This window comes from Vibrio rumoiensis, from assembly GCF_002218045.2.
In the GTDB taxonomy this organism is placed as follows: Bacteria; Pseudomonadota; Gammaproteobacteria; order Enterobacterales; family Vibrionaceae; genus Vibrio; species Vibrio rumoiensis.
In genome coordinates this window covers 772,741-797,004 of record NZ_AP018686.1, presented here as the reverse complement: position 1 = coordinate 797,004, position 24,264 = coordinate 772,741, and the positions used below count along the sequence as shown (strand labels likewise).

General features: G+C 42.7%; 15 protein-coding genes and 2 pseudogenes. 10 read left to right on the top strand and 7 right to left on the bottom strand.

Translation table 11 applies throughout. The features are described from left to right. The first annotated feature begins 318 nt into the window (after window positions 1-318). The 3 genes from malE (at window position 319) to malG (ending at window position 4,122) form a co-directional block, all read left to right on the top strand. Window positions 319-1,497 (top strand): maltose/maltodextrin ABC transporter substrate-binding protein MalE, encoded by a 1,179-nt coding sequence (gene malE / locus VRUMOI_RS16040; protein WP_089138544.1) that lies wholly within the window; start codon window positions 319-321, stop codon window positions 1,495-1,497. 160 nt (window positions 1,498-1,657) lie between these two features. After that, window positions 1,658-3,220, top strand: a complete 1,563-nt coding sequence (malF, locus tag VRUMOI_RS16035) for a maltose ABC transporter permease MalF (protein WP_089138560.1) — start codon at window positions 1,658-1,660, stop codon at window positions 3,218-3,220. Between the two features lie 11 nt (window positions 3,221-3,231). Continuing rightward, window positions 3,232-4,122, top strand: a complete 891-nt coding sequence (malG, locus tag VRUMOI_RS16030; RefSeq protein WP_089138545.1) for a maltose ABC transporter permease MalG — start codon at window positions 3,232-3,234, stop codon at window positions 4,120-4,122. A gap of 56 nt (window positions 4,123-4,178) precedes the next feature. On the opposite strand, the gene VRUMOI_RS16025 is transcribed toward malG, so the two are convergent. After that, complete coding sequence (locus tag VRUMOI_RS16025) at window positions 4,179-5,267, bottom strand: alkene reductase (protein ID WP_089138546.1); 1,089 nt, start codon at window positions 5,265-5,267, stop codon at window positions 4,179-4,181. Between the two features lie 146 nt (window positions 5,268-5,413). On the opposite strand from VRUMOI_RS16025, the gene VRUMOI_RS16020 reads away from it, so the two are divergent. Further along, window positions 5,414-6,301: a LysR family transcriptional regulator gene (locus VRUMOI_RS16020; RefSeq protein ID WP_089138547.1), complete on the top strand. Its 888-nt coding sequence runs from the start codon at window positions 5,414-5,416 to the stop codon at window positions 6,299-6,301. A gap of 291 nt (window positions 6,302-6,592) precedes the next feature. Here the strand turns inward: VRUMOI_RS16020 and ggt are convergent, their stop codons facing one another. The 3 genes from ggt to malT all read right to left on the bottom strand — a co-directional run bounded on the left by ggt (window position 6,593) and on the right by malT (window position 12,019). Beyond that, entirely contained in the window at window positions 6,593-8,401 is a 1,809-nt protein-coding gene (ggt, locus tag VRUMOI_RS16015) for a gamma-glutamyltransferase (protein ID WP_231897529.1), read from the bottom strand. Between the two features lie 318 nt (window positions 8,402-8,719). Continuing rightward, on the bottom strand, window positions 8,720-9,076 hold the full coding sequence (locus VRUMOI_RS16010) for a hypothetical protein (RefSeq protein WP_089138548.1): 357 nt from the start codon (window positions 9,074-9,076) through the stop codon (window positions 8,720-8,722). Window positions 9,077-9,298: 222 nt separating this feature from the next. After that, the gene (malT, locus tag VRUMOI_RS16005; RefSeq protein WP_089138549.1) at window positions 9,299-12,019 is read right to left on the bottom strand and encodes an HTH-type transcriptional regulator MalT; all 2,721 of its coding nucleotides are present in this window, start codon (window positions 12,017-12,019) and stop codon (window positions 9,299-9,301) included. A gap of 410 nt (window positions 12,020-12,429) precedes the next feature. On the opposite strand from malT, the gene malQ reads away from it, so the two are divergent. Continuing rightward, on the top strand, window positions 12,430-14,637 hold the full coding sequence (malQ, locus tag VRUMOI_RS16000) for a 4-alpha-glucanotransferase (RefSeq protein ID WP_089138550.1): 2,208 nt from the start codon (window positions 12,430-12,432) through the stop codon (window positions 14,635-14,637). Window positions 14,638-14,807: 170 nt separating this feature from the next. Here the strand turns inward: malQ and VRUMOI_RS15995 are convergent, their stop codons facing one another. Further along, window positions 14,808-15,179 (bottom strand): hypothetical protein, encoded by a 372-nt coding sequence (locus tag VRUMOI_RS15995; protein WP_162598439.1) that lies wholly within the window; start codon window positions 15,177-15,179, stop codon window positions 14,808-14,810. 118 nt (window positions 15,180-15,297) lie between these two features. After that, window positions 15,298-17,673, bottom strand: coding sequence for a phosphoenolpyruvate synthase (gene ppsA / locus VRUMOI_RS15990; RefSeq protein WP_089138552.1), 2,376 nt, complete (start codon window positions 17,671-17,673; stop codon window positions 15,298-15,300). Window positions 17,674-17,999: 326 nt separating this feature from the next. Here ppsA and ppsR point away from each other — a divergent pair, with 326 nt between their 5' ends. Beyond that, on the top strand, window positions 18,000-18,833 hold the full coding sequence (gene ppsR / locus VRUMOI_RS15985) for a posphoenolpyruvate synthetase regulatory kinase/phosphorylase PpsR (RefSeq protein WP_089138553.1): 834 nt from the start codon (window positions 18,000-18,002) through the stop codon (window positions 18,831-18,833). A 338-nt stretch (window positions 18,834-19,171) separates the two neighbouring features. Here the strand turns inward: ppsR and VRUMOI_RS15980 are convergent. Next, window positions 19,172-19,240 (bottom strand): annotated as a pseudogene (locus VRUMOI_RS15980) (type II toxin-antitoxin system mRNA interferase toxin, RelE/StbE family); the annotation flags it as partial. A gap of 341 nt (window positions 19,241-19,581) precedes the next feature. Between VRUMOI_RS15980 and leuA the strand changes: the two are divergent. From leuA to VRUMOI_RS15955, 4 genes and pseudogenes are all read left to right on the top strand, one after another. Beyond that, window positions 19,582-21,297, top strand: a complete 1,716-nt coding sequence (gene leuA, locus VRUMOI_RS15975) for a 2-isopropylmalate synthase (protein WP_089138554.1) — start codon at window positions 19,582-19,584, stop codon at window positions 21,295-21,297. Window positions 21,298-21,575: 278 nt separating this feature from the next. Then, window positions 21,576-22,777, top strand: a pseudogene (locus tag VRUMOI_RS15965) (IS256 family transposase). 50 nt (window positions 22,778-22,827) lie between these two features. Continuing rightward, entirely contained in the window at window positions 22,828-23,397 is a 570-nt protein-coding gene (locus VRUMOI_RS15960; protein WP_089140412.1) for an AraC family transcriptional regulator, read from the top strand. Between the two features lie 91 nt (window positions 23,398-23,488). Then, window positions 23,489-24,259, top strand: coding sequence for a sulfite exporter TauE/SafE family protein (locus VRUMOI_RS15955; RefSeq protein WP_089140411.1), 771 nt, complete (start codon window positions 23,489-23,491; stop codon window positions 24,257-24,259). Window positions 24,260-24,264 lie beyond the last annotated feature (5 nt).

Genomic DNA, 24,264 nt, shown 5'->3' with positions numbered 1-24,264 from the left:
GAGTGCATAGATCACACTTTTTTATTGGCATTCAAATACACCGCTCAGACAGGAGTATGATGTGCGCCCGCTCACGTTTATTGGCCATTTTTCGCTTGAGATAAAAAATAATGTGAATCTAAGTCACAAAAGTCATTTTGTGGTGAGGGGGCGTAGAAGTTAGGAGGATGTAGGAATGTCGGAATTATCGCATTATTTTCACATACCAAAACTTGGCTGCTTGCCTATTAAAGGTATGTCATGTGTTACGAACCCTACATTTTGTTGTATCTCGATGCGCGTAGCACTTAAATAAGAACAATAGAAAGGATCATGGAAATGAAAAAAGTCCTCAAAACTGCCATTTTATGTAGCCTAGCCTTAAGCGGCGTGAGTGCACATGCTGCAATTGAAGAAGGTCAACTTACCATTTGGATCAATGGTGATAAAGGATATAACGGCCTGGCTGAAGTCGGTAAAAAGTTCGAACAAGATACCGGCATTAAAGTGACCGTTGCTCACCCTGACAAACTTGAAGAAAAATTCCCTCAGTTAGCGTCAACTGGTGATGGCCCTGATATTGTTCTTTGGGCACATGACCGCTTTGGTGGATACGCTCAAGCTGGCTTACTGGCAGAAGTAAAACCATCGGCAGAATTCAAATCGAAATTTTCTGATTTCACATGGGATGCTGTGTCTTATGATGGTAAGTACATTGGTTATCCTGTCGCGGTCGAGTCACTTTCTCTTATTTATAACAAAGACCTGATTAAAACACCGCCTAAGAACTGGGAAGATATTGCTGCGCTAGATAAGACGCTACAAAAAGAGGGCAAGAAAGCGATCATGTGGAACTTGTCTGAACCGTTCTTCACATGGCCAGTATTAGCCTCTGATGGCGGCTACGCGTTTAAGTTTGAAAATGGCGCTTATAACCCGAAAGATGTTGGTGTAAATAACAAAGGCGCGCAAAACGCCATGAGCTTTGTAAAAGGCTTAGTTGACCAAAAAGTGATTTCACCTGATGTGGATTACACCATTGCAGAATCTGGCTTTAATAAAGGCGAAGTCGCGATGACCATCAATGGTCCTTGGTCTTGGGCGAACATTGATAAAGCAGGCATTAACTACGGTGTTGCCAAACTGCCAATGTTTAACGGTAACCCATCGAAGCCATTTGTTGGTGTATTGACCGCAGGCATTAACTCGGCATCACCAAACAAAGATTTAGCGGTGGAGTTCATTGAAAACTACATGCTAACCAAAGATGGCTTGAAAGACATCAATGACGATACGCCTCTAGGAGCGGTAGCGCTTAAATCTTACCAAGCAGAATTAGCCAAAGATCCTCGTATCGCTGCCACCATGGCGAATGCGGAAACCGGAGAAATCATGCCAAATATCTCGCAAATGTCGGCATTCTGGTATGCAGAAAAAGCGGCAATTGGCAACGTAGTCAATGGCCGTCAATCGGTAGAAGATGCATTGAATACCGTTGCTGAGCGTATGACCAAATAAGGTCTGTCATTCTCTTTAGAGAAGAAATGGGAGGGTCACTCCTCCCTTTATTTTGTAAGTTATCCGTCTGCTTTATATTTGCAGTTTGAAAAAGCTCTCGATTTGACTGATTTAAGTTAAAGTCGATACAGAAACGGAATTGATTATGTCGTCGAATATTATGTCATCTCATTCAGCACCACTCTCTGAATCTCGCCCTTTTCCTTGGCTGAAAACTCTGGTTCTTTCGGCTATTACTCTTTTGAATGGCTATGCAATTGTCTTGATGTATGCGCGTGGAGAGTTTGCTTTCGCCTTACTGACTTTAGTTCTGGCTTCTATGGGCGTGTATATTTTTGCCCGTAAGCGTACTTATGCCCATCGTTATATTTATCCGGGTGTCGCGGGGATGATTCTCTTCATTATCTTTCCGCTGATTTATACCATTGGCCTCGCTTTCACCAATTACAGCGGCGCTAATCAACTGAGTTTCCAACGTGCTCAAGGTGTGTTGCTAGAACAAACCTTCCAAAGCGGAGAAAGCTACCCATTTGAATTACGCCAACACGATGATGTGTATTCGCTGGCATTAAAGCAGGGCGATAAGTGGTTAGTGTCTCAGCCGATTTCGTTATCGAATGATTCGGTGCAAAAACTAGAAGGGCACATCAATTTAATGCCAGTTACCGAACTTCCGGGTAAAAAAGCGGCGCTTAAAGATGTGATTAAAAATCGTAATGTTTTAAACCAGTTGCAAGTTGAAACGCCAGAAGGTGTCGAGTTAGTGATGTCTGGTCTGCGTAAATTTGCTCAAGTAAAACCGCTGTATAGCTTAGATGCAGATGGCGAAACCCTAGTTAATAACCAAACCGAACAAGTGCTAAAACCAAACTATGAAATTGGTTATTACCAACCGGTAGATTCTGATGGTCAGTTTATTGGTGATTACATCACACCGGGCTTCATCGTTAATATCGGTTTTGACAATTTCACCCGTATCTTCAGCGACCCAGGCATTCAAGGCCCATTCTTTAAAATCTTTGTTTGGACAGTGGTTTTTGCCGCCGCGACTGTGGCTCTTACCCTCGCCATGGGCGTGATTTTAGCGCAAATCGTTTCTTGGGAAGCGTTAAAAGGCCGTGGTATTTACCGTGTGCTATTGATTCTGCCTTATGCGGTACCCGCGTTTATCTCTATCTTGATATTTAAAGGGTTGTTTAACCAAAGTTTCGGGGAAATTAACCAGTTATTACAAGGCTTGTTCGGTTTAAGCCCGGCTTGGTTTACCGACCCAACGCTTGCGAAAACTATGATCATTATTGTCAATACTTGGCTGGGTTACCCATACATGATGATTTTGGCAATGGGCATGCTAAAAGCGATCCCTGATGATTTATACGAAGCCTCGGCAATGGATGGCGCAGGCCCGATTGATAACTTCATGAAGATCACGTTGCCGTTATTAGTGAAACCAATGGTGCCGCTATTAATTGCCAGCTTTGCCTTTAACTTCAATAACTTTGTATTAATACAGCTATTAACCAACGGTGCGCCAGATATGATTGGTACCAGCGTGCCTGCCGGTCACACCGATTTATTAGTAAGCTACACCTACCGCATTGCGTTTGAAGGCGCGGGTGGTCAAGATTTTGGTTTAGCAGGTGCGATTGCGACGCTTATCTTCTTATTAGTGGGCGGCTTATCGCTACTGAATATGAAGTTCACTAAATTAGAAAATCAATAAGGAGAATCAACATGGCTATGGTTCAACCAAAATCTTTGAAATACCGTGTTTGGGCAACGCATCTTGGTATGTGGATCTTCTTAGCGTTAATGATGTTCCCTCTATTAATGGTGATTGCGATTTCTTTCCGTGAAGGAAACTACGCCGCAGGGGATTTGATCCCACGTAACCCATCATTAGAACACTGGAAACTCGCATTAGGCTTTGATGTGGTTCACGCCGATGGCACTGTCACCAAGCCGCCATTCCCAGTCTTACTATGGCTGTGGAACTCAGTCAAAGTAGCAGGCTTAACAGCGATTGGTATTGTAGTGCTTTCAACGACTTGTGCGTATGCTTTTGCCCGCATGAAGTTTAAAGGCAAAACCGTTATCTTGCGTTCAATGTTGATTTTCCAAATGTTCCCAGCGGTACTAGCACTTGTCGCGTTATATGCACTATTTGATCGCCTAGGTACTTATGTTCCATTCTTAGGCTTGAATACCCACGGTGGTGTGGTGTTTGCTTATATGGGCGGGATTGCGCTGCATGTGTGGACGATTAAAGGCTACTTTGAGTCGATTGATAACTCGCTAGAAGAAGCCGCCGCGCTGGATGGTGCAACGCCTTGGCAAGCTTTCCGTTTAGTCTTGTTGCCATTATCCGTGCCAATTCTTGCGGTGGTATTCATCTTGTCATTTATTGCTGCGGTAACCGAAGTACCCGTAGCCTCATTACTATTACGTGATGTGGATTCCTACACCCTTGCGGTCGGAATGCAGCAATACTTGTATCCACAAAACTACTTGTGGGGCGATTTTGCGGCGGCGGCTGTGTTATCCGCACTACCAATTACCATCGTGTTCTTACTGGCTCAGAAATTCTTGGTTGGTGGATTAACCGCTGGTGGTGTGAAAGGGTAGTAACTAAACCCATCACATAAAAAAACGCCGCAGATGAGAGTCTGCGGCGTTTTGGTTTATGCAGAATAGGTCGCGTAATCCGTCAACCCTTGCTCATCACCACCAAACAAAGTCTCTGGGTTATGCTCTGCGAGTGGATAGTGGTGTTTAATACGAGTGACCAAGTCTGGGTTTGCCACAAATGGACGACCAAATGCCACCATATCGGCAAAGCCTTGCTCTAAGGCTTGTTGGGCTTTTTCAGGGTTATATTTGCCTGCCAAAATGATGGTTTGATCAAAAGCCTGACGTAAGTTTTGTTTAAATGATACCGGGGTATCTGGTGCGTCATCCCAGTCAACTTCGGCGATATGTATATAGCCAATACCTTTTCTATTCAGTAGTTTAGCCGCTTCGATATAAGTGGCTTCAGGATCGGAATCTACCGTGCCGTTTAAGCAAGTGAATGGCGCAAGGCGTACACCGACGCGCTCTTTACCTACGACGGCGACTAATTGATCAACCACTTCACCGAGGAAACGTAGGCGGTTTTCAGTGCTGCCACCGTATTCATCGGTTCTAAGGTTCGCTTCAGAATCGATAAATTGGTTTACTAAGTAACCATTCGCTGCGTGCAATTCGACACCATCAAACCCCGCTTCTAATGCGTTTAACGCGGCTTGATGAAACTCATTTTTAACTTGTGCAATATCATCGTGAGTCATGGCTCTTGGTAATACCGTATCGACAAAGTTCGGTTGGTTTTCTTCATCGATGAATACTTTTACGCCTTTCGCCGCTTGTGCGCTTGAAGAAATAGGCTGAACCCCACCCGTATTACTTGGGTGAGTCACGCGACCGACATGCCAAAGTTGTGCGAAGATTTTTCCGCCTTTAGCGTGTACCGCATCCGTGACCAGCTTCCAACCTTGGATTTGCTCTGAGCTATAGATGCCTGGTGTCCACGCATAGCCTTGTCCAAGTTGAGATATTTGCGTGCCTTCGGAAATGATAAGCCCCGCTTCTGCACGCTGAGCGTAATACTCCGCCATTATTGCATTTGCGCAGCCATTTTTAGCGCGAGAGCGTGTCATCGGTGGCATAACAATACGGTTATTTAAGGTTAAATCGCCAAGTTGAATTGGGTTAAAGAGATCGTTGTTCATCGGAGTCTTATCCTTTGTCGTGATGCGAATGACCAGCATGGTACCAGAGCTTAATATTTTCATTAATATCAAAAGATACAAATTACTTTTGATTAATATGCAAAGGTTGTATTCTTTTATGAAGGCACTTAGGCGAGTATTCGGCAATGATTAAAACAGAAGATTTATTGGCTTTTTTAGCGGTAGCAGAAAGTGAAAGCTTTTCGAAAGCCTCAGTCAAAGAGGGGATTCAGATTGCGACATTATCAAGAGCGATTGCTAGGCTAGAAAAGCAATTAGAGACGACGTTATTTAATCGTACCACTCGCAAGCTGGTGATGACTGAAGAGGGCGTGGTATTTAAGGGCTATGCTCAGCAAGCTTTGAATACGCTCGAGCTTGGTCAACAACATTTACAGGCCCATCAAACGGAGCCCGTTGGTAAGTTAAGAATTGATGCTGCATTTGCCTTTATTAGTCATCAATTAGTGCCGCTCTTGCCCGAATTTAGAAAGCACTACCCTAAAGTGGAGTTGGAACTGACGACCAATGATCGAGTGGTCGATTTATTAGATAACAAAGTCGATGTGGCGATTCGTATCGGGGATTTGAAAGACTCGACGCTACACGCACGGGCTTTAGGTCAAAGTCCATTAGTTGTTGTGGCAAGCCCTGATTATTTGCACGCTAATGGTACTCCGCAAGACATTAATCAATTATCGGACCATACACTTATCGGCTTTTCACAAGCTTCTCACCTTAATAATTGGCATTTTAAAACGACTCACCCGCCTTTAAGTTTCGGGCTTCATGCGAGCAGCGGTGAAATTATTAAACAGTTGTGTGTCAATGGGATGGGCGTCACCACACTCTCTTATTACATGATTCATCAAGAATTAGCCGAGGGTTCTCTCGTCGAAATATTACCCAATGCGATTCAGCACCCCAATCGAAGAGAGTCGATACAAGCGGTGTACTATAAACAAAGTGCCTTAGCGTCACGAATTTCGCTGTTTTTAGATTTTATTCAAGATAAGTTGACGTTGGCACCGTAATGTAAAAGCATAAAAACGCCGCAGATGAGAGTCTGCGGCGTTTTTCGTTAATGGTGTTGTCGAGTAAATCATAGTTTGAACGAACCGTGTTACTGAACATGCTGTGAGTGGTGTGGATATTTCACTTTTGACATAACGGAACGATTGCTTGTCACTGATTTGATGCGAAAGATAGATAACTTGAATGTTAAGCTATGATCACGAGCCATAAAAAAACGGTAAATTTTCTGGCCGGAAGCCATTATTTACCGTTTGTATTTTTGGTTGTTTTTCGTCTAGTAAGCCGTGTTTTTAGTAACCAACTGTCAATGCACTTGGCGTTCTTGGATCGGAAGAACCGAATAAACCTTCCTCGGTACGCATGACCGATTGAGTACTGCCCATGGCTTCTTTTTCTACGACGTTTTGTCCTTTGCCTTCGAGTAATTTGATGGTGTCTTGGTTCAGTCCTTTTTCGATGCGCAATTCATCGGGTAACCATTGGTGATGAACACGTACCGCGTGAGTGGCTTCGGCAATATTCATTTTATGGTCGATTACATTCATGATGATTTGCAAAGTGGTGGTAATAATACGGCTGCCACCGGGGCTACCTGTTGCAATAATCGGTTTGCCATCTTTAAAGACTAAAGTAGGGCTCATTGAAGAAAGAGGGCGCTTGCCACCTTCAACCGCATTCGCATCACCGCCGATTAAACCATAGCCATTCGGTACGCCAGGTTTGGCAGAAAAATCATCCATTTCGTTATTGAGCAAAATGCCAGTGCCATTAGCAACCATGCCGGTGCCGTAAGAGAAGTTTAAAGTGTAGGTATTCGAAATAGCATTGCCGTCTTTATCCATAATGGAAAAGTGAGTCGTTTGATCACTTTCGTAAGGCATGGGCTGGCCGTGTTTGATGTCTTTGGCTGGGCGAGCTTTATCTTGTGAAATTTGTTGCTGCAAAGTCTTTGCGTAATCTTTATTGGTTAAGCCTTTGGTCGGGACTTTGACAAAATCCGGATCGCCAAGGTATTCGGCACGGTCAGCATAAGCCAGTTTCATGGCCTCGGCCATCACATGGATTGTCTCGGCAGTATTGTGGCCCATTTCACCAATGCGGTAATTTTCTAAAATGTTTAGTATTTCAATGATATGAATGCCGCCGGAAGATGGTGGGGGCATAGAGGCAATGCGATAACCGCGATAGTTGCCCATTACGGGTTCACGAACCACCGCTTTGTAACTGGCCAAATCTTCAACGCTCATTAAGCCACCTGCAGCGGTAACGGAATCGGCAATTGCTTTGGCCGTTGCCCCTTTATAAAAGCCATCGCGTCCTTTTTGTGCGATGAGTTTTAAAGAGTGCGCGAGATCTTTTTGAATGAATTTATCACCAATTTGGTAATCCGTTTTTCCGCCATCTTTGAAGAAGACGGGTTTACTGCTGTCCCATTTTTGCAGACGTTCTTTCGCATTTTGTAATGAGGTATATAAATCAGGGGTGACGATAATCCCTTGCTCCGCCAGTTTGATCGCCGGCGCCATTACGGTTTTTAAATCCATAGTGCCGTAATTGTCTAATGCGGTAATTAACCCCGCAACGGTGCCCGGGACGCCAACGGCTAAACCATGAAAGCGTGACAACTCTTCAACGGCATTGCCTTCTTTATCCAGATACATGTCTTTATACGCTTTGGAAGGAGCCATTTCTCGATAATCGAGAGCGAAAGTACGTTTCTTTTTGGCATCATAAATCATCATGAAGCCACCGCCGCCAATGTTACCGGCACGCGGTAGTGTTACCGCTAGCGCAAAGCCGACTGCCACACCGGCATCCACCGCATTGCCGCCTTGTTTTAAGATATCGAGCCCAACTTGAGAAGCGATCGCCTCTTGAGTTGCCACCATGCCATGCTCAGCCCACACTGGGTGGTGAATACTTTCACTGGAGTAAATGGCGGGGGTTTGCGCATAACTGCCTACGCTAAATAAACAGACGACGCTTAATAAGGTTTTTTTGATAAAAGAATGTTTAGTAAAAGTGGTTGAAATAAAGGAGGTAGAAATTGAGATGGAATCGTGGTTTGTTTGGGTGGTTTTTGAATGTGTATTCGTCATCGGAATCCCTCGTGACTCATGAACAAAAATTGGCTTTAGCTGCAAGGGTGGGGAGGTCTGCAACTAAAGCCAAGAGTATTTTAACAAGCAGAGCAACTAAGGTTATAAAGGTGTGTAAAAGTCTTAGTTGAGCTTGTGTCTCGCCAGTGTCTTAGTGTTTTTGCTAAACTGACACATCAAGTGTGGTTGATAATTCGACATTTCGGTAGGGTAGAAAGTAAAAAAAGTGGGATATAAGTAAAAATTAGAACAATTATGATCTCAGCGCGGAACGGGGCTGACTCTGTCTCTAAACCTATAAATGTATCTAAATCGCCATTAATGAGTAAATGGTTGGTATTGTCGTTGAAAGTAGCTTTCAAGTTCGACCATTTCGCTTAAATCGATATGGTTATCTTTTAATGCCAGCATCATGACATGGTTGTAATGTTGAGCTGACAAACAATAAGATACATTCCGATCCTCACCTTGATTGAGCGCTTGCTGACAGGCCTGATTAAATAAGAATTGATGTTGCGTGATAGGTTTTATCGCTTTGCGTTGAATAGCACTGTCATTGATTTTCCACACCACGCCAACCGCGAGCAGCATAGTGATCACTAAAAAGAGCCAACGCTCAGTTTTAGTTAAGCTGAACGTTGGTTTGTTGTTGTGCTTTTTCAAATAGGTCGCCATTAGATCATCCTTAATCGAGTGGCAAATAAGGGGAACGTTTTATCTTCCCTTATTGAAATGAGCGCGGTTCCTTATCACCTTTCTTGTTTGGTGCTGGGATTATTTTGACAGTTTGTTTAAGGTTACTTGAATCTCGCTCATCATGCTGTGAGACGGGTTGGGTTTAGCGTGTTTGCCCGTCTTCTTTCCAATGTTCTTATTATCTCTAGTGCTTTCATTAGGTTAATGCGAATTAAACCCCATCATTTGGATTAACTGCTCGGCGGTTTTAATCGCATGTTGTCGATTGTCTAGACCCATCTTTTGGTACAGATTACGAATATGGGTTTTGATGGTCGTTGGCGCGACATCAAACTCTGCTGCGATTTGATCGTTGCTTAAGCCTGCATAGATTAACCCGAGTACTTGCCATTCGCGTTGGGTGAGCGGGCTCGTGCGAATCAACTCTGGTAAGTCTGGTAGTGTCAGGAGCTTTTGTACAAACGCTTCATCAAAATGTACGGCGCGTACTCGCTCTTTATTGGTCATTAATTGCAGTAAATTTTGCGCGCGGTGGAGTTCTAGTTCGGCCAGTTTCTTATCACTGAGCAGGGCTTTTAATAATGGTGCTACGGCATCTGCATTGGATAAGAAATTACCAACCATACCAGTGCTATTGGTGAGTGATAAGGCTTCATGAATATGCTGCTGCGCTTTGTGTGGTTGGTTTTGTTTTACGGAAAGTACCGCTTCGAGTACTAAGTTACGATTCTTATCAGCGATCAGTTTTAATTTTGATGCCTGAGTCTGTAAATGAAGCAGAATGTTTTCTGCACGCTCAAGATCATCTATTAATAGCGCGGCGCGAGCAATATTTCGCCATTGTAATTGTTGGAAATGATTGACGGCGGAACGAGGTTCTTCACACTCGCTTAGCCACTGTTGGATCGCGGCCTGATTATTGGAAGCTTGCCAATAGAGTAAGTTGGATAAATCTGCATTAGCGCGCCAATCAATGTGATAGCGATTATTGGCTTTAAGTTGGTTACAAGTCTCTAAATAGCGCGCCGCTTTGTCTAGTTCACCACGAGAAATGGCGATGCGTGCCAACATGGAATAGCAATGTAGAGAGCGTGAGACTTCAAATGGCGCTAAGATTTCTAACCCTAGATGAGCGCATTGTTCTGCTTCGTCTAGGCGGTTCCAACACCATAAAATTTGCGCTTTGATCCGCAGCATGAATTCGTGCAAAGGCAGTTGCTGTAGGTGTTGCTCTTTAATGAGACTTTCAGCTTTATTAAGCAGTTCAAAAGCCGCTTGACCATAGCCACGTGCCAGTTGAATTTCACTTTGTTGTAAAATCGCCCACAACGCCTGATGGAAAACACCATCTTCACGCGCCATCATTTCCGTTTTTTGCATGGTATCAAATGCTTTATCAAGCTCACCGATCACATGATACACCTCACCGATCACAGAGGTCGCGACAATACGGCTACGGAAGCTAGAGTGGGGCAGTTGTTGCAAGGCAAACTCGGCGGTTTCTAACGCGAGTGCAGGGTTATCTTGGTTGATTGCGACTTGCGCCGAAAGCGCTTTGAATTCACCAATTTGAGTATCGGTAAGCTCAATATTGTGCGCGGCCATTTTTTCTTCGGCTTCTACGATGAGATCAAACACCTGGTTATAACGGTGTTGGCTTTGCGCTAGCCAAGCGCGAAGTAAGCATAAACGAGGTGAAATAAAGAGCACTTCGTCACTTAAGTTATTGATGGCTGACTCCACGACTTGCAGCTCACCGTGATTGAACATACCCCAACCATGATCCGATAAAATTTGGCTAACCAGTGTTTCATCGCCACTTTTTTGAGCATGAGTAAGCGCGGCTTGTGGGTTTTTCTGTTTGAGCCAGGCTTTTGCTGCGTTGTAATGGAGTTGGCTGCGTTGCCCCGGAATTTGGGTATAGCGCTGGTGGCGTAAAAATTCCGCGAACAAGTTGTGGAAACGGAACCAATTATCTGCGCCTTCCATGGGGTGTAAAAACAACCCAAAGCGGTTAAGCGAATCCAACATGGCAAGAGCATCATTTCTCCCCGTTAATTCCGTGATCAATTCTGCATTAAACATATCGAGTACAGAGCATTGAAGTAAGAACGTTTGCAAATCTGGCGTTAATTGATCGAAAACTTCTTCCGATAAATAATCCCAAATATGATCTTGATTGAAGTTGGCAATAGAAACGGCAGAGTTTTCTAGTGTTCCGGGAAATTGTTGAGCATGCAGAGCAATCAACTGCAATGCCGATGCCCAACCTTCAACTTGAGTGCGGATCGTTTCTAAAATATCGGTTTGATAGCGGTTATCGGTAATGCGTTTATGGAAGAAGCGTTCCGTTTCCTCTTTATCAAATGCCAACAAAGCATTGTCCACTTCGATTAATAAATCCCGCACACGTAAATTTGCGGTGTTGAGTGGTGGGTGAGTTCGGCTTGTTACCACGAGGGTAATGTTATCTGGCATGTGTTTTAAGAAAAAGCGCAAGCCTTCATGGATTTCATCATTAGTGATCAAATGATAATCATCGAGAACCAGATAGGTTTGAGTGTCGTTAAAGCCAAATTCAGCAAACAACTCATTGAATAAACTGGTTAAGTTGGCAAATTGACGACGTTCTGCCAACGCTTGAGTATTGGGGCAAGCGTCATTGGTGGCTTTATTGAATGATTGTAAAAAATAGTTGGCAAAGCGAAACGTGTCATTGTCGCTTTCATCAATGTTAAACCAACCTAGATTCGGGTGATTATTCAACCATTGCGCAGCCATCGTGGTTTTACCGTAACCGGCGGGAGAACGGAATAACACTAATTTATAAAAAGGCGCGTGAGTTAAGGCTTCTAACAGGCGTGAGCGCAAAATAGCATTGTGTAGTCGGGCTGGTCGATTGAGTTTGGAAGGTATCCACATGGCAGCAATGAGTCTCTGAATGGTTAACAGTTGATATAGTAAGCAAGGTCAAAAGAGCCTTAAGAAAGAAGGCCAATCTTTTTTGTTATCTAGCTCATGTTTTTCGGATTTTTTTATATTGGTTATGAGCTTTATTTTGTCTCAACATACCATGCAAACGTCGAAGTGATGTGATCTGACTCAGGTTTATCTTGCAAATCCTGCGATAGATCTCATTTTGTTCGAACTTTCTTTCAGCTACGCCCTAAGTCTCCTCCCTCTACACCTTTTTTGAGGAGGATGTGAGCCCTTGGCTTAATCGGCAATATTGAATGTAATGAAAATGAACACGACTCCTCGAAGTACTTTATGTTTTAAAAGACAAATGTTTCGAAGACAGATGTTTCTAAGAAGACGTTATGGAGCATTCGATGCAAGATTTAAATTCAGCTCAACCAGTAGACAATCAATTACATTCCACATTAAAACAGGTGGCGACTCAAGAAGGCATTGTGGATCGTTATATCAGCGCGTGGGGCAATGAAGCCTATGTTAGCGAGCAAACCATTGAAGAGTTATTGCAAGCACTAGGTTATGACACGTCTGATCCATCTACCTTATTAGAACAAGCTCAACAACGTCATAAAGTCGATGTCTTGCCGAGTGTCAAAGTGGTGCATGCAGGTAAAGAAGTATTCGTTGAGTTGCATATCACTGCATCAGCAAGGTTGAGTGAGTTTTCTTGGTTGATTGAAACCGAACAAGGCGAGCGTTTTGAAGGGTATTTGGAGTCACAAATCGTTGAAGATCATCGCGCTGAAAAAGGTTATTTAGTTTTTTCTCTTTCAAAGAGTTTGCCGCTTGGTTACCACCAATTATCGCTATTCCGTAAGCGTCGCAATAAGCCATTTGTGATGTCGCTGATTGTGACGCCAACGGCTTGCTTCAAACAACCAGAATTGGTTGAAGGTGAGCGTTTATGGGGACCGAGTATTCAATTGTATTCCGTCACATCAAAAACCAACTGGGGCATTGGCGACTTTTCCGATTTAAAATATTTGGTAGCGAAAATTGCTGAAGGCGGTGGTGACTTTGTCGGTCTGAACCCCATTCATTCGTTGTTTCCTGCCAACCCTGAAGGTGCAAGTCCGTATAGTCCATCGTCACGTCGTTGGCTCAATATTATGTATATTGACGTGGAAGCGGTGCCAGAATTCTCTAAGAGTGAAACTGCACAAGCAATGGTCGCGGATGCCGCATTCCAGCAGCGTTTAAATGATAATCGCGCTAAAGAATGGGTCGACTATACCGAAGTATCTATATTAAAAATGTCGGTACTCCCGGAACTTTTCACGACATTTATTGACAAAGAAGTTAATAAGAAAACAAAACGTGCGCAACACTTTGCCGATTTTGTTGAGTTTGGTGGCGAAAGTCTGCTTCATCAAGCTGCGTTTGATGCGTTACATGCCGATTTGAAAGCACAAGATGATTCTGTTTGGGGATGGCCGGTTTTTGATGAAGCGTTACAGCATTTCGATTCTCCAGAAGTGCAAAGCTACATTAAGAATCATCCACAAAAAGTGCAGTTGTTTATGTACCTTCAGTGGCTTGCTGATGAGCAACTGACCCAAGTGCAGCAATTGGCGGAAGATAAGGGCATGGCATTAGGCTTGTATCGCGATCTAGCGGTTGGTGTGTGTGACTCCGGTGCGGAGACGTGGTCAGATCACGGCGCGTTATGCCAAGATGTCAGTATTGGTGCGCCACCTGATATCTTCGGACCTCTTGGTCAAAACTGGGGATTGCCGCCACTGAATCCATACCAACTTAAAGCGTTAGCCTATCAACCGTTTATTGATTTGTTGCGCGCCAATATGCGTCATTGTGGCGCACTGCGAATTGACCATGTATTAGGCTTATTGCGTTTGTGGTGGATTCCAAAAGGCAAAACGGCCAAAGATGGGGCTTACATTTACTACCCTGTAGACGATTTAATGTCGATTCTGGCATTAGAAAGTCACCGTCACCAATGTGCGGTTATCGGGGAAGATTTAGGGACCGTACCTGAAGAAATTGTTGAAAAGTTAAATGATGCTGGCGTGCATTCTTATAAAGTCTTTTTCTTTGAAACGGATCAAGATGGCAAGTACATCGCACCGGATCAATACAAACCACAATCTATGACGGCGCTATGCACCCATGATATGCCGACATTACGAGGCTTCTGGAACAGTGCTGATTTAACCTTAGGTCGTGAAATAGGTTTGTACCCAGATGAAGAACAATTGAATGTGTTGTTTGAAGACAGAAAGTCACGCAGACAACATATTATTGAAACATTGCAACAGCATAATCAGCTTCCAGAGTTAGAGCACAATGAAGCCGGTGAGGTGATGATTAACCAAGCGCTCAGTGAAGCTATGCAAGTTCATATGGCAACCGGAAGCAGTGCTTTGCTCAGTTTGCAGTTAGAAGACTGGTTAGAAATGAACACACCGGTCAATATTCCAGGAACAATGGACGAATATCCGAACTGGAGACGAAAATTGGTGTCTACATTGGAAGACATGTTTGCAAGAGACGATATCTTGCAGCTTGAAGCGAAATTAACCCGAGCACGTCGTGGTAATCGATGACGAGTTGGGTAACCGATTCATTGTATAGGTCGCACCGCTTGGTGCACTAATACTCCATCTTTAATAACCTGTAAAAGGGTAAAGAGTTGTATTAATCCTACCTACCCGAGCAACACTTCCCGGCCAGGAAGTTTGCTCGGTTTTTTTTTGTGTAAATTTTAGAAAAAAGATCAACAGCCGGCGTGGCTTAATAACTTTTCTTCTTTTGAGCCTACTCTATCGCGCCAGGTAAAGGTGATGAGTTTGCATTTGCCTTTTCCGTTATCGATAGGAAAGTAGGTAAAACGGCCTGTAGTTGTGTGTTGTCCATTAACTTCGTCATCTTTAATGAGTTCAAATGTCGGTGCGTTTTCACCTCCGATTGTCACTCCAAGATTTAACGTATCGAAAGAGTCATCAATCCAGCCTTGAGCAAACGCGATATTGTCTGCGGATGCACTCGCACTGGATTTAATATCCGTTGGCATCAGCTCTTCTTTGTGATGATAGTAATAAGCGCCTGCGCCAAGGAGTAATACAAGTCCGAGAAATTTTATGTTCATGATGATGAGGTCTTGCCAATAGATGGAATTGCGGAGAATTATAATTGATTTCAATAGAAAAAAACGAGGCCATCATGACCTCGCTTGTTTGATCTTAGGTAAGAAATACTCAACTAATTTAATGGTTAGGTACTTTCGTTCCTAAATGCACCCAAGTTTCCAATACCGTATCAGGGTTAAGTGATACCGAATCGATGCCTTGTTCCATTAACCATTGGGCTAGGTCATCGTGATCCGACGGGCCTTGGCCACAAATGCCTACGTATTTTCCTGCTTTATTTGCCGCTTTAATTGCCATCGATAACATGGCTTTCACCGCTGGGTTTCGCTCATCAAACATGTGGGCAATTTCGCCAGAATCTCGGTCTAGCCCTAAGGTTAACTGAGTCATATCGTTTGAACCAATGGAGAAACCATCAAAGTATTTGAGGAAGTCTTCCGCTAAAATCGCATTCGAAGGAAGCTCACACATCATGATGACTTTTAAGCCATCTTCACCGCGGCGTAAATCGAACTTAGCCAGTAAGTCAATCACCGATGCCGCTTCATTGGTCGTGCGCACAAACGGGATCATGATTTCAACGTTTTTGAGGCCCATTTTATTACGCACTCGTTTTATCGCTTCACATTCCAAGGCAAAACAATCTTGGAATTTCGGTGAGATATAACGAGACGCTCCGCGGAAACCAAGCATTGGGTTTTCTTCCGTTGGTTCAAAATGAATTCCCCCGACAAGGTTTCTGTATTCATTCGATTTGAAATCTGACATACGCACGATCACTCGCTTAGGCCAGAACGCTGCGGCAAGGGTTGAGATACCTTCGGTGAGCTTTTCAATGTAAAACTCAACGGGGTTAGCGTAACCAATAATACGTTGATCAATCTCGGCTTTGAGCTCAGTCGATTGTTCATCGTAATTGAGTAGGGCTTTCGGGTGAATACCGATCATTTTGTTAATGATGAATTCAAGGCGAGCCAGACCTACACCTTCATTAGGAATACAGGCAAAATCAAAAGCGCGATCAGGATTGCCGACATTCATCATGACTTTAAGAGGTAAGTCGGGTAGGTCGTTGACTGATGAACGTTTGATTTCATAATCAAGCTCACCTTCAAACACATAACCGGTTTCCCCTTGCGCGCACGACACGGTGACGGCTTGGCCATCTTTGAGTTTGCTGGTGGCATCGCCGCAGCCGACCACGGCAGGAATGCCTAACTCACGCGCGATGATCGCCGCATGACAAGTACGTCCGCCTCGATTGGTGACAATGGCAGAGGCTTTTTTCATTACAGGTTCCCAGTCCGGGTCTGTCATATCCGCCACCAAAACATCACCGGTTTGTACTTGATCCATTTGGTCGAGGCTTTGAACGACACGCACCACGCCAGCGCCAATACGTTGACCAATTGCGCGGCCTTCAATCAGGTTTTTACTGTTGCCATTGAGTTGAAAACGTTCCATCACTTGTTGGTTATCACGAGAGCGAACGGTTTCAGGACGAGCTTGCACGATTAATAGCTCACCTGTGATGCCATCTTTTGCCCACTCAATATCCATAGGGCGACCATAGTGTTTTTCAATGATCAGCGCTTGTTTTGCGAGTTCTTGAATTTCATCATCAGTTAATGAGTATTGGCTGCGTTCACTGGCATCAGTGTCGATGATTTCTACTTGTGTACCGAGTGCTTTACCTTCGGCGTAAATCATCTTAATAAGTTTTGAGCCAATGGTACGACGTACCACCGCAGGGTTACCTGCTTGTAAGGTTGGCTTATGGACATAAAACTCATCAGGGTTAACCGCACCTTGTACGACCATTTCACCTAATCCCCAAGAGGAGGTAATGAACACTACTTGGTCAAAACCAGATTCAGTATCCAAGGTAAACATCACCCCAGAAGCGGCTTTATCGGAACGTACCATACGTTGGATGCCGGCTGATAGTGCCACGCCTTTATGGTCAAAGCCCTGATGAACACGATAAGAGATGGCTCGGTCATTAAAGAGAGAGGCAAAAACATGCTTAGTGGCTTCGATAATTGCTTCAATACCACGCACGTTTAAGAAGGTTTCTTGCTGGCCAGCAAAAGAAGCATCGGGTAAATCTTCTGCGGTTGCCGAAGAACGCACTGCCACAGAGAGCATCTCATCGCCGTTACTGAGCTCTTGGTAGTAATCACGAATATCGTTTTCAAGTTGAGCTGGGAGTGGGGCTTCAAGCACCCAATTTCGGATGGTTTCACCGGCGGATTTTAGTGCATTGACGTCATCGACATCGAGAGCATCCAACAGTTGATATATGCGGTCGTTAAGTTGATTGGTTTCTAGAAATTGGTTAAAGGCAAAAGAGGTGGTCGCAAATCCATTCGGTACTTTTACCCCTGCATTGGAAAGATTAGCAACCATCTCACCCAGAGATGCATTCTTGCCCCCGACTTTATCAACATCATTCATTGATAAGGCATCATACCAAACCACATTCTTATCCACGGCGTGTCTCCTAGACTGTTTTTGTATTGGATTAACAAAAGTCGCAGTAAGCCTTTTGGTAACTTACTTTGACTGGCAGAAAGTTACTTTGTCTGTCTTATTATTGTTGTGGTTAGACATTATTCATTTCGCGCTCATCACCAAGTGAATGCTGCTTACTTCTCATTTTTAAACATCCATTAAATACAAATAAGCAGACAAGGTCACAATGAAGCGTGTTTACTTATTACCTTATGAAAAAACTTTGTGTAATTATAGTTGTGAAAATTTACAATTTTTAAACAAGACACGGCGATTGATAAAATAACCAAAGGAATCAGTTTGTTATGGAAAATGGAAAAGAATATCGAGATGTATTTTATGTGTCAGATGGGACTGCGATCACATCTGAGACCTTAGGCCATGCGGTACTTGGCCAGTTTCCACTGCAAATTTCACAAACTACTTTGCCTTTTGTTGAAACCACAGATCGCGCTGAGCATGTGAAAGGTCTCATTGATAAAAAACATCAGCAAACAGGGCAAAAGCCATTGGTGTTTTTCTCGATTGTTTTACCTGAAGTGAAAGCCATCATTGAGCAGGCAAATGCGCATTTTTATGATGTGTTAAACGTGTTGGTAGACCCGCTCAAAAAAGATTTAGGGTTAGAACCGCATCCGCAGTTACATCGCTCTCACAGCATTGAAAAAGACGCCGCCAGTTATCAAAATCGCATCGCCGCAGTGGAATACACATTGGCCCATGATGATGGGGTCTCACTTAATAATTTAGACCAAGCCGACATCATTTTACTAGGCGTTTCTCGCTGCGGAAAAACCCCCACCAGTTTGTATCTCGCCATGCAATTTGGCATTCGCGCGGTCAATTACCCATTCATTGAAGATGACATGGCTTCATTAAAGCTGCCTAAAGAAATCGAGCCTTATCGTTTTAAGACGTTTGGTTTAACCATCGATACCGAACGCTTAATGGCAATCCGCCACGAACGCTACGCCAACAGTGATTACGCCAGCCAACAGCAATGTGAAAAAGAATTGAATCGGGTGGAATCGTTATTTCGCCGCGAAGCGATCCCGTATCTCAATACCACCACATTATCGGTGGAAGAGATCTCGACGCGGTTGCTTGAGTTAAGTGGATTAAAGCGGTCAATGTGGTGAGTTTGCTTTTAAAATTAAAAAATATGATGTTACCTTGATTTTACTCGTAGGAAAAATAATGATTCTAAACTGAGTGATGGCTTTCTTAAGGAGCTAAATGAGGCCAGAACTAACCTCTACCGTTCATACAAAAACTTAAATAGTGCTGAATCTAGGTTGTTGTTGCTAGGATTATCTGGAAGCCAGCAATCACTTAGAGTCTTTGGAGAAGCCGTATCTAGTTTTTATGCAGAGGTTTACATTGGCGATCATGGAAAGTCTTTGGAAGAAGTTAAACTATGGCGTGAAGATATATTGGAAAACCGAAGAATATTCTTCGAAGACTTAAATTTAGCTTATGAGAAGTCATAAAGAAACTCAAAGATCTTTTCACGATCGTTAAGTGATTCTTCTTCCCACAAAATCATATTTTGCCTCGGTTACGTATTTTCGCTATGCGTTCGACCATACGAGATTTAGCGGATGCATGGTCAATAAAAGTGGCTTCTCCTGAGTCCAATTTCTCAAAAGCTAAGTTTACTTGTTCAGTCAGCCAATTTGTCTATCGAAGGTGTTAGTCATATAAAAGTGTGTGACGTCATTTACCTTGTGCTCTATCAAGCTTTCAAACCCGTTTAAATCTTCAATAAACGATTTAGAATAATCATCCTAAATTGTTATTGTCCAAATTGGAGATATATCTGTCTCTAATCGATATGATTCGTTTTCTGGATATCTTTACCCTGTAAGAAATCAAGAGGAGTAAAGCATGAATAATCCAATAAAAAAATATCATCCAGCTACAGTTATTGAAAACTCACAACGCAGTTGGCCATCAAAACAATTGTTGGAAGCACCGCGTTGGTGTTCAACGGACTTGCGGGATGGAAATCAAGCTTTAAACACGCCAATGAATCATGAGAAGAAGGCATTACTTTTCGAGCATTTGATTACTTGTGGATTCAAAGAAATAGAAGTGGCTTTTCCATCGGCTTCACAAACAGACTTCAAATTTGTTCGGTATTTAATTGAACAGAATAAAATTCCTGATGATGTTTGGATACAAGTTATTACTCAAGCTAGACCCGAGTTGATTAAAAAAACACTGGTATCGCTACAAGGCGCTGCACGTGCAATAGTCCATTTATATAATGCTACAGCGCCGCTGTTTAGAGATGTAGTGTTTAAAAAAAGTAAGTCTGAAATTATCGAAATGGCCGTATTAAGTACGCAACATATTAAACGGTTATGTGATGCACAATGTCAAACACAATGGATTTTGGAATACTCACCTGAAACATTCTGTTTTACGGAACTTGAATTCTCACTCGAGATTTGTGAAGCAGTTAAAAAAGCGTGGCAGCCAAGCCGTGATCGCCCATTAATATTAAACTTACCTGCAACAGTCGAGGTCAATACCCCGAATGTTTACGCTGACCAAATTGAAAAATTCATCTCATTATTTAGTGATATGGGAAATGTCACTGTAAGCGTTCATCCACATAATGACCGTGGAACGGGTGTTGCTGCTGCTGAACTAGCTCAGCTAGCAGGTGCCACACGAGTGGAAGGGTGCGTTTTCGGTAATGGAGAAAGGACAGGAAATGTTGATTTAGCGATACTAGCTTTGAACTTATATACCCAAGGAATTGATCCTAAATTGGATTTTTCTGACATCAGGAACACGGCAAAAATAATTGAGGCTTGCACTAATATTCCTGTCCATCCAAGACACCCTTATTCTGGTGAACTTGTGTTTACGGCATTTTCTGGATCACATCAAGATGCGATTAAAAAGGGATTTGAAGCTACTAACGGCTTACAGCATTCAGAAACATGGAATATTCCATATTTACCTTTAGATCCTAAAGACGTTGGTTGCTCATATTCAGAAGTTATTAAAGTGAACAGCCAGTCTGGTAAAAGTGGGCCATCTTGGATGCTAGAGCAAAATCATGGGTTAAAATTACCAGATAAGTTGCAAGTTGACTTTAGTAAAAAAGTACAGAATGTCGTAGACCAAACTGAAAACGAGCTTAGCCTTGCAGAAATATGGGATCTATTTCGACGTAGCTATGGAATAACACCTTATGCAAATTTGAAGCTAATTGATTATAAAAGCGACTCTCTAAATAGTGATCAAAGTATTATTGTTAAGGTAGAGTATCAGGGGAAGGAGTTTAATGTATCAGGGAAAAGTAACGGTTTATTAAGTGCTTTAATTAAGGGATTAAGTGAGTGTTTCGAGCTGGAGATTAATATCGTTAATTATTCTGAACATACTCTTGGAGCTTCGACATATAGCAAAGCTATTTCTTATGTTGAGTGTGAATCCGATAAAAATTATTCTTTTTTTGGTGTTTCAATTGAAGATGATACGACTCGTTCTTCTATTCAAGCCACACTAAATGCGGTTAGAAATTTATTAATCTCGATACAACAAACGGATATATTAATGAACACATCAGAAGATATTCTGAGTTAAGTAGAAGAATTAAGCTAATAAGGAATGAGCTATATGCATTTTGTTAATGAATATATTGAACAGGCAGTAAAGGCAGTAGCTCATCAATACCCACATAACACTTATGAACCTCCACATTTACATACAGCGACTCAATTACTTCATACTGTAAGTGGAGTCATAAATGTGGAAACTGAAGTTGGTCATTGGATTGTTCCCCCAGGTAGAGGCTTGTGGATCCCGGTAGTGTTTAGAAATCTGTGTCATTTCTCCTAAAATAGACAAAAAAGGAATGACACATGAATAATGATTTCGATCTAGAGCAAGCCATTAAAGCTCTTCAATCTGGACAAGATTTAACAGGCAAAGATGGCTTTTTAACTCCTCTTATCAAGCAAATTACGGAAGCTGCTTTAAAAGCTGAGCTTGCACAACACATCGATAATGATGACCAGCCAAATCGTAAAAATGGAACCTCTAAGAAGACTGTTAAGTCTTCTGTCGGAGCATTTGAACTTGATACTCCTCGCGACCGTTCAGGCTCTTTTGAACCTCAACTTATCAAGAAAAATCAAACCAAGCTGACTGATGAAATTGATCGTAAAATCCTTTCTATGTTCTCGTTAGGAATGAGCTATCGTGATATTCGAGGACATGTTGAAGATATGTATGGTATCGACGTCTCTGAGGCCACAATTACTGCTGTCACAGACCGCTTAATACCAGAGCTTAAAGAATGGCAGCAGCGTCCATTAGACGCTATATACCCGTTCATTTATTTGATGCCATCCACTATAAAATTAGAGAGGATGGTCGTTATGTCAGTAAAGCGATATACACAATCTTAGGCTTGAATATCGACGGTAAAAAAGAACTACTTGGGTTATACCTATCAGAGTCTGAAGGCGCAAATTATTGGCTATCAGTTTTAACTGATTTACATAATCGAGGGGTTGAGGATATTTTAATCAGTTGCGTAGATGGCTTGGTTGGCTTCCCTGAAGCCATTGCCACAATTTATCCAAATACTGAAGTTCAATTGTGCATCGTCCATCAAATTCGGAACTCAATAAAATATGTCGCATCTAAGCACCAAAAAGAGTTTATGGCAGATCTGAAACCAGTTTATCGAGCGGTAACTAAGGAAGCAGCTGAAATAGAGTTAGACCGATTAGAAGCTAAGTGGGGCCAACAATATCCAATAGTATTACGCTCATGGCGTAATAAATGGGTAAACCTGTCGGTTTACTTTAAATATCCAGAGTATGTTCGGAAAGCCATATATACCACCAATGCTATTGAGGCGGTACATCGTCAGTTTCGAAAGCTGACCAAAACTAAAGGTGGTTTTCCAAATGAAAACAGCTTGCTTAAGCTGTTGTATGCTGGGATATTGAATGCGTCTAAGAAGTGGACAATGCCAATCCAGAACTGGAATATGACATTGTCTCAACTGGCGATTCATTTTGAAGGTCGTTTGGATGACGTCTTAGATATTTAGTCAAAATTAACTGACACAGAATTCTGAACGCCCTCTGGATCCCTGAAGGTATGGTTCATAGCTTACGGACTATCGGAGCCGTTGAAGTAAAAACACTATTTATTGATCCACTCGCGAGAGCTGATTTGCCTAATCAATGTCAAGTTTATGAGGTTACTCCTCTTTTAAGAGAGCTGATAATTCAAGCGGTAAATATTAAAAACGTTCTATTTAAAGAGAGCAGAGAAAGCCGAATTATTGAATTGATATTGGATGAGTTGAGGGTTCTTAATTCGTTAGATTTTCACGTTCCTATGCCAAAAGAAAGCTCCAATCTTTATAAGTTTTGTCTTAAAGTTTCAAAACGGCTAGATCATCCTTGGTCTGTGTCGGATGCATCCTTGTTGCTACAAATATCTGATAAGACAGTATCACGCCAATTTCACCAACAACTCAGATTAAGTTTTAGTGAGTGGTTACGCCGAAAGCGATTACTGGAAAGTATGGAATTATTAGCTCAGGGTCTCAATGTTATTGATGCCGCGCTTTCTGTTGGCTATGAAAGCCCTAGCTCTTTCAGTGCGATGTTTAAAAGTAGAGTCGGTATGTCACCCGCCGAGTATGCTTCACAGATTGGATAGCCGTGAATTTAACACCCACCACATCCAAATCGCATTTCACCGCCACTTGGGTATATAATCGCGGCCTGTTCTTTTTATCCGAATCGATTTTATGCACGCTTTCACTGATTTTTTACTGCATTTAAAACCCGAAGACCTCAGTACCGCACAGTTTTTCTTTTTGATTGGCCTAAGTGGCTTAACGTCCATGCTTAATGTGATTATTGGGGTCGGTGGTGGCGCAACGCTGATTGCGTTTATGATCACGATTATGCCCGCGGCGGCGGTGATTCCTGTGCATGCGATTGTTCAATTAGGCTCTAATGCGGGAAGAGCGGTATTAATGCGTCGCTACATTCAAAAGCAGTTCCTTGGCTGGTTTTTTGTCGGTAGCGTAGTGGGGGCGATTATTGGTGGCAACATTGCGCTTAACTTACCCACTAAATATTTAGAATTGATACTGGCGGTGTTTATTTTGATCAGCAGTTGGGTGCCGATTAACTTAAGCTTTAAAGGAAAAAAAGGACTGGTTGGCATTGGGGCATTTACGGCATTTTTGACCATGTTCGTGGGGGCTACTGGGCCATTTTTAATCGCGACGATCAAAAACATCCTACCGGATCGCCGTGAATTAGGCGCTACCATGTCTTGTTTTATGTCGATTCAACATGTCATTAAAGCGGTTATCTTTGGCTTATTAGGCTTTGCTTATCAGCAGTGGATTGGTGTGATTGGCCTGATGATTCTTGTCGGTTTTATGGGCACTTATATTGGTAAAAAAGTATTGGATAAAGTGTCGAATAAGCACTTCCACATTGTGCTTAAATTCGCATTAACCTTTATTGCTTTACGCTTGATTTGGGGCTTTTTGACCGCCAGTTAATCCAC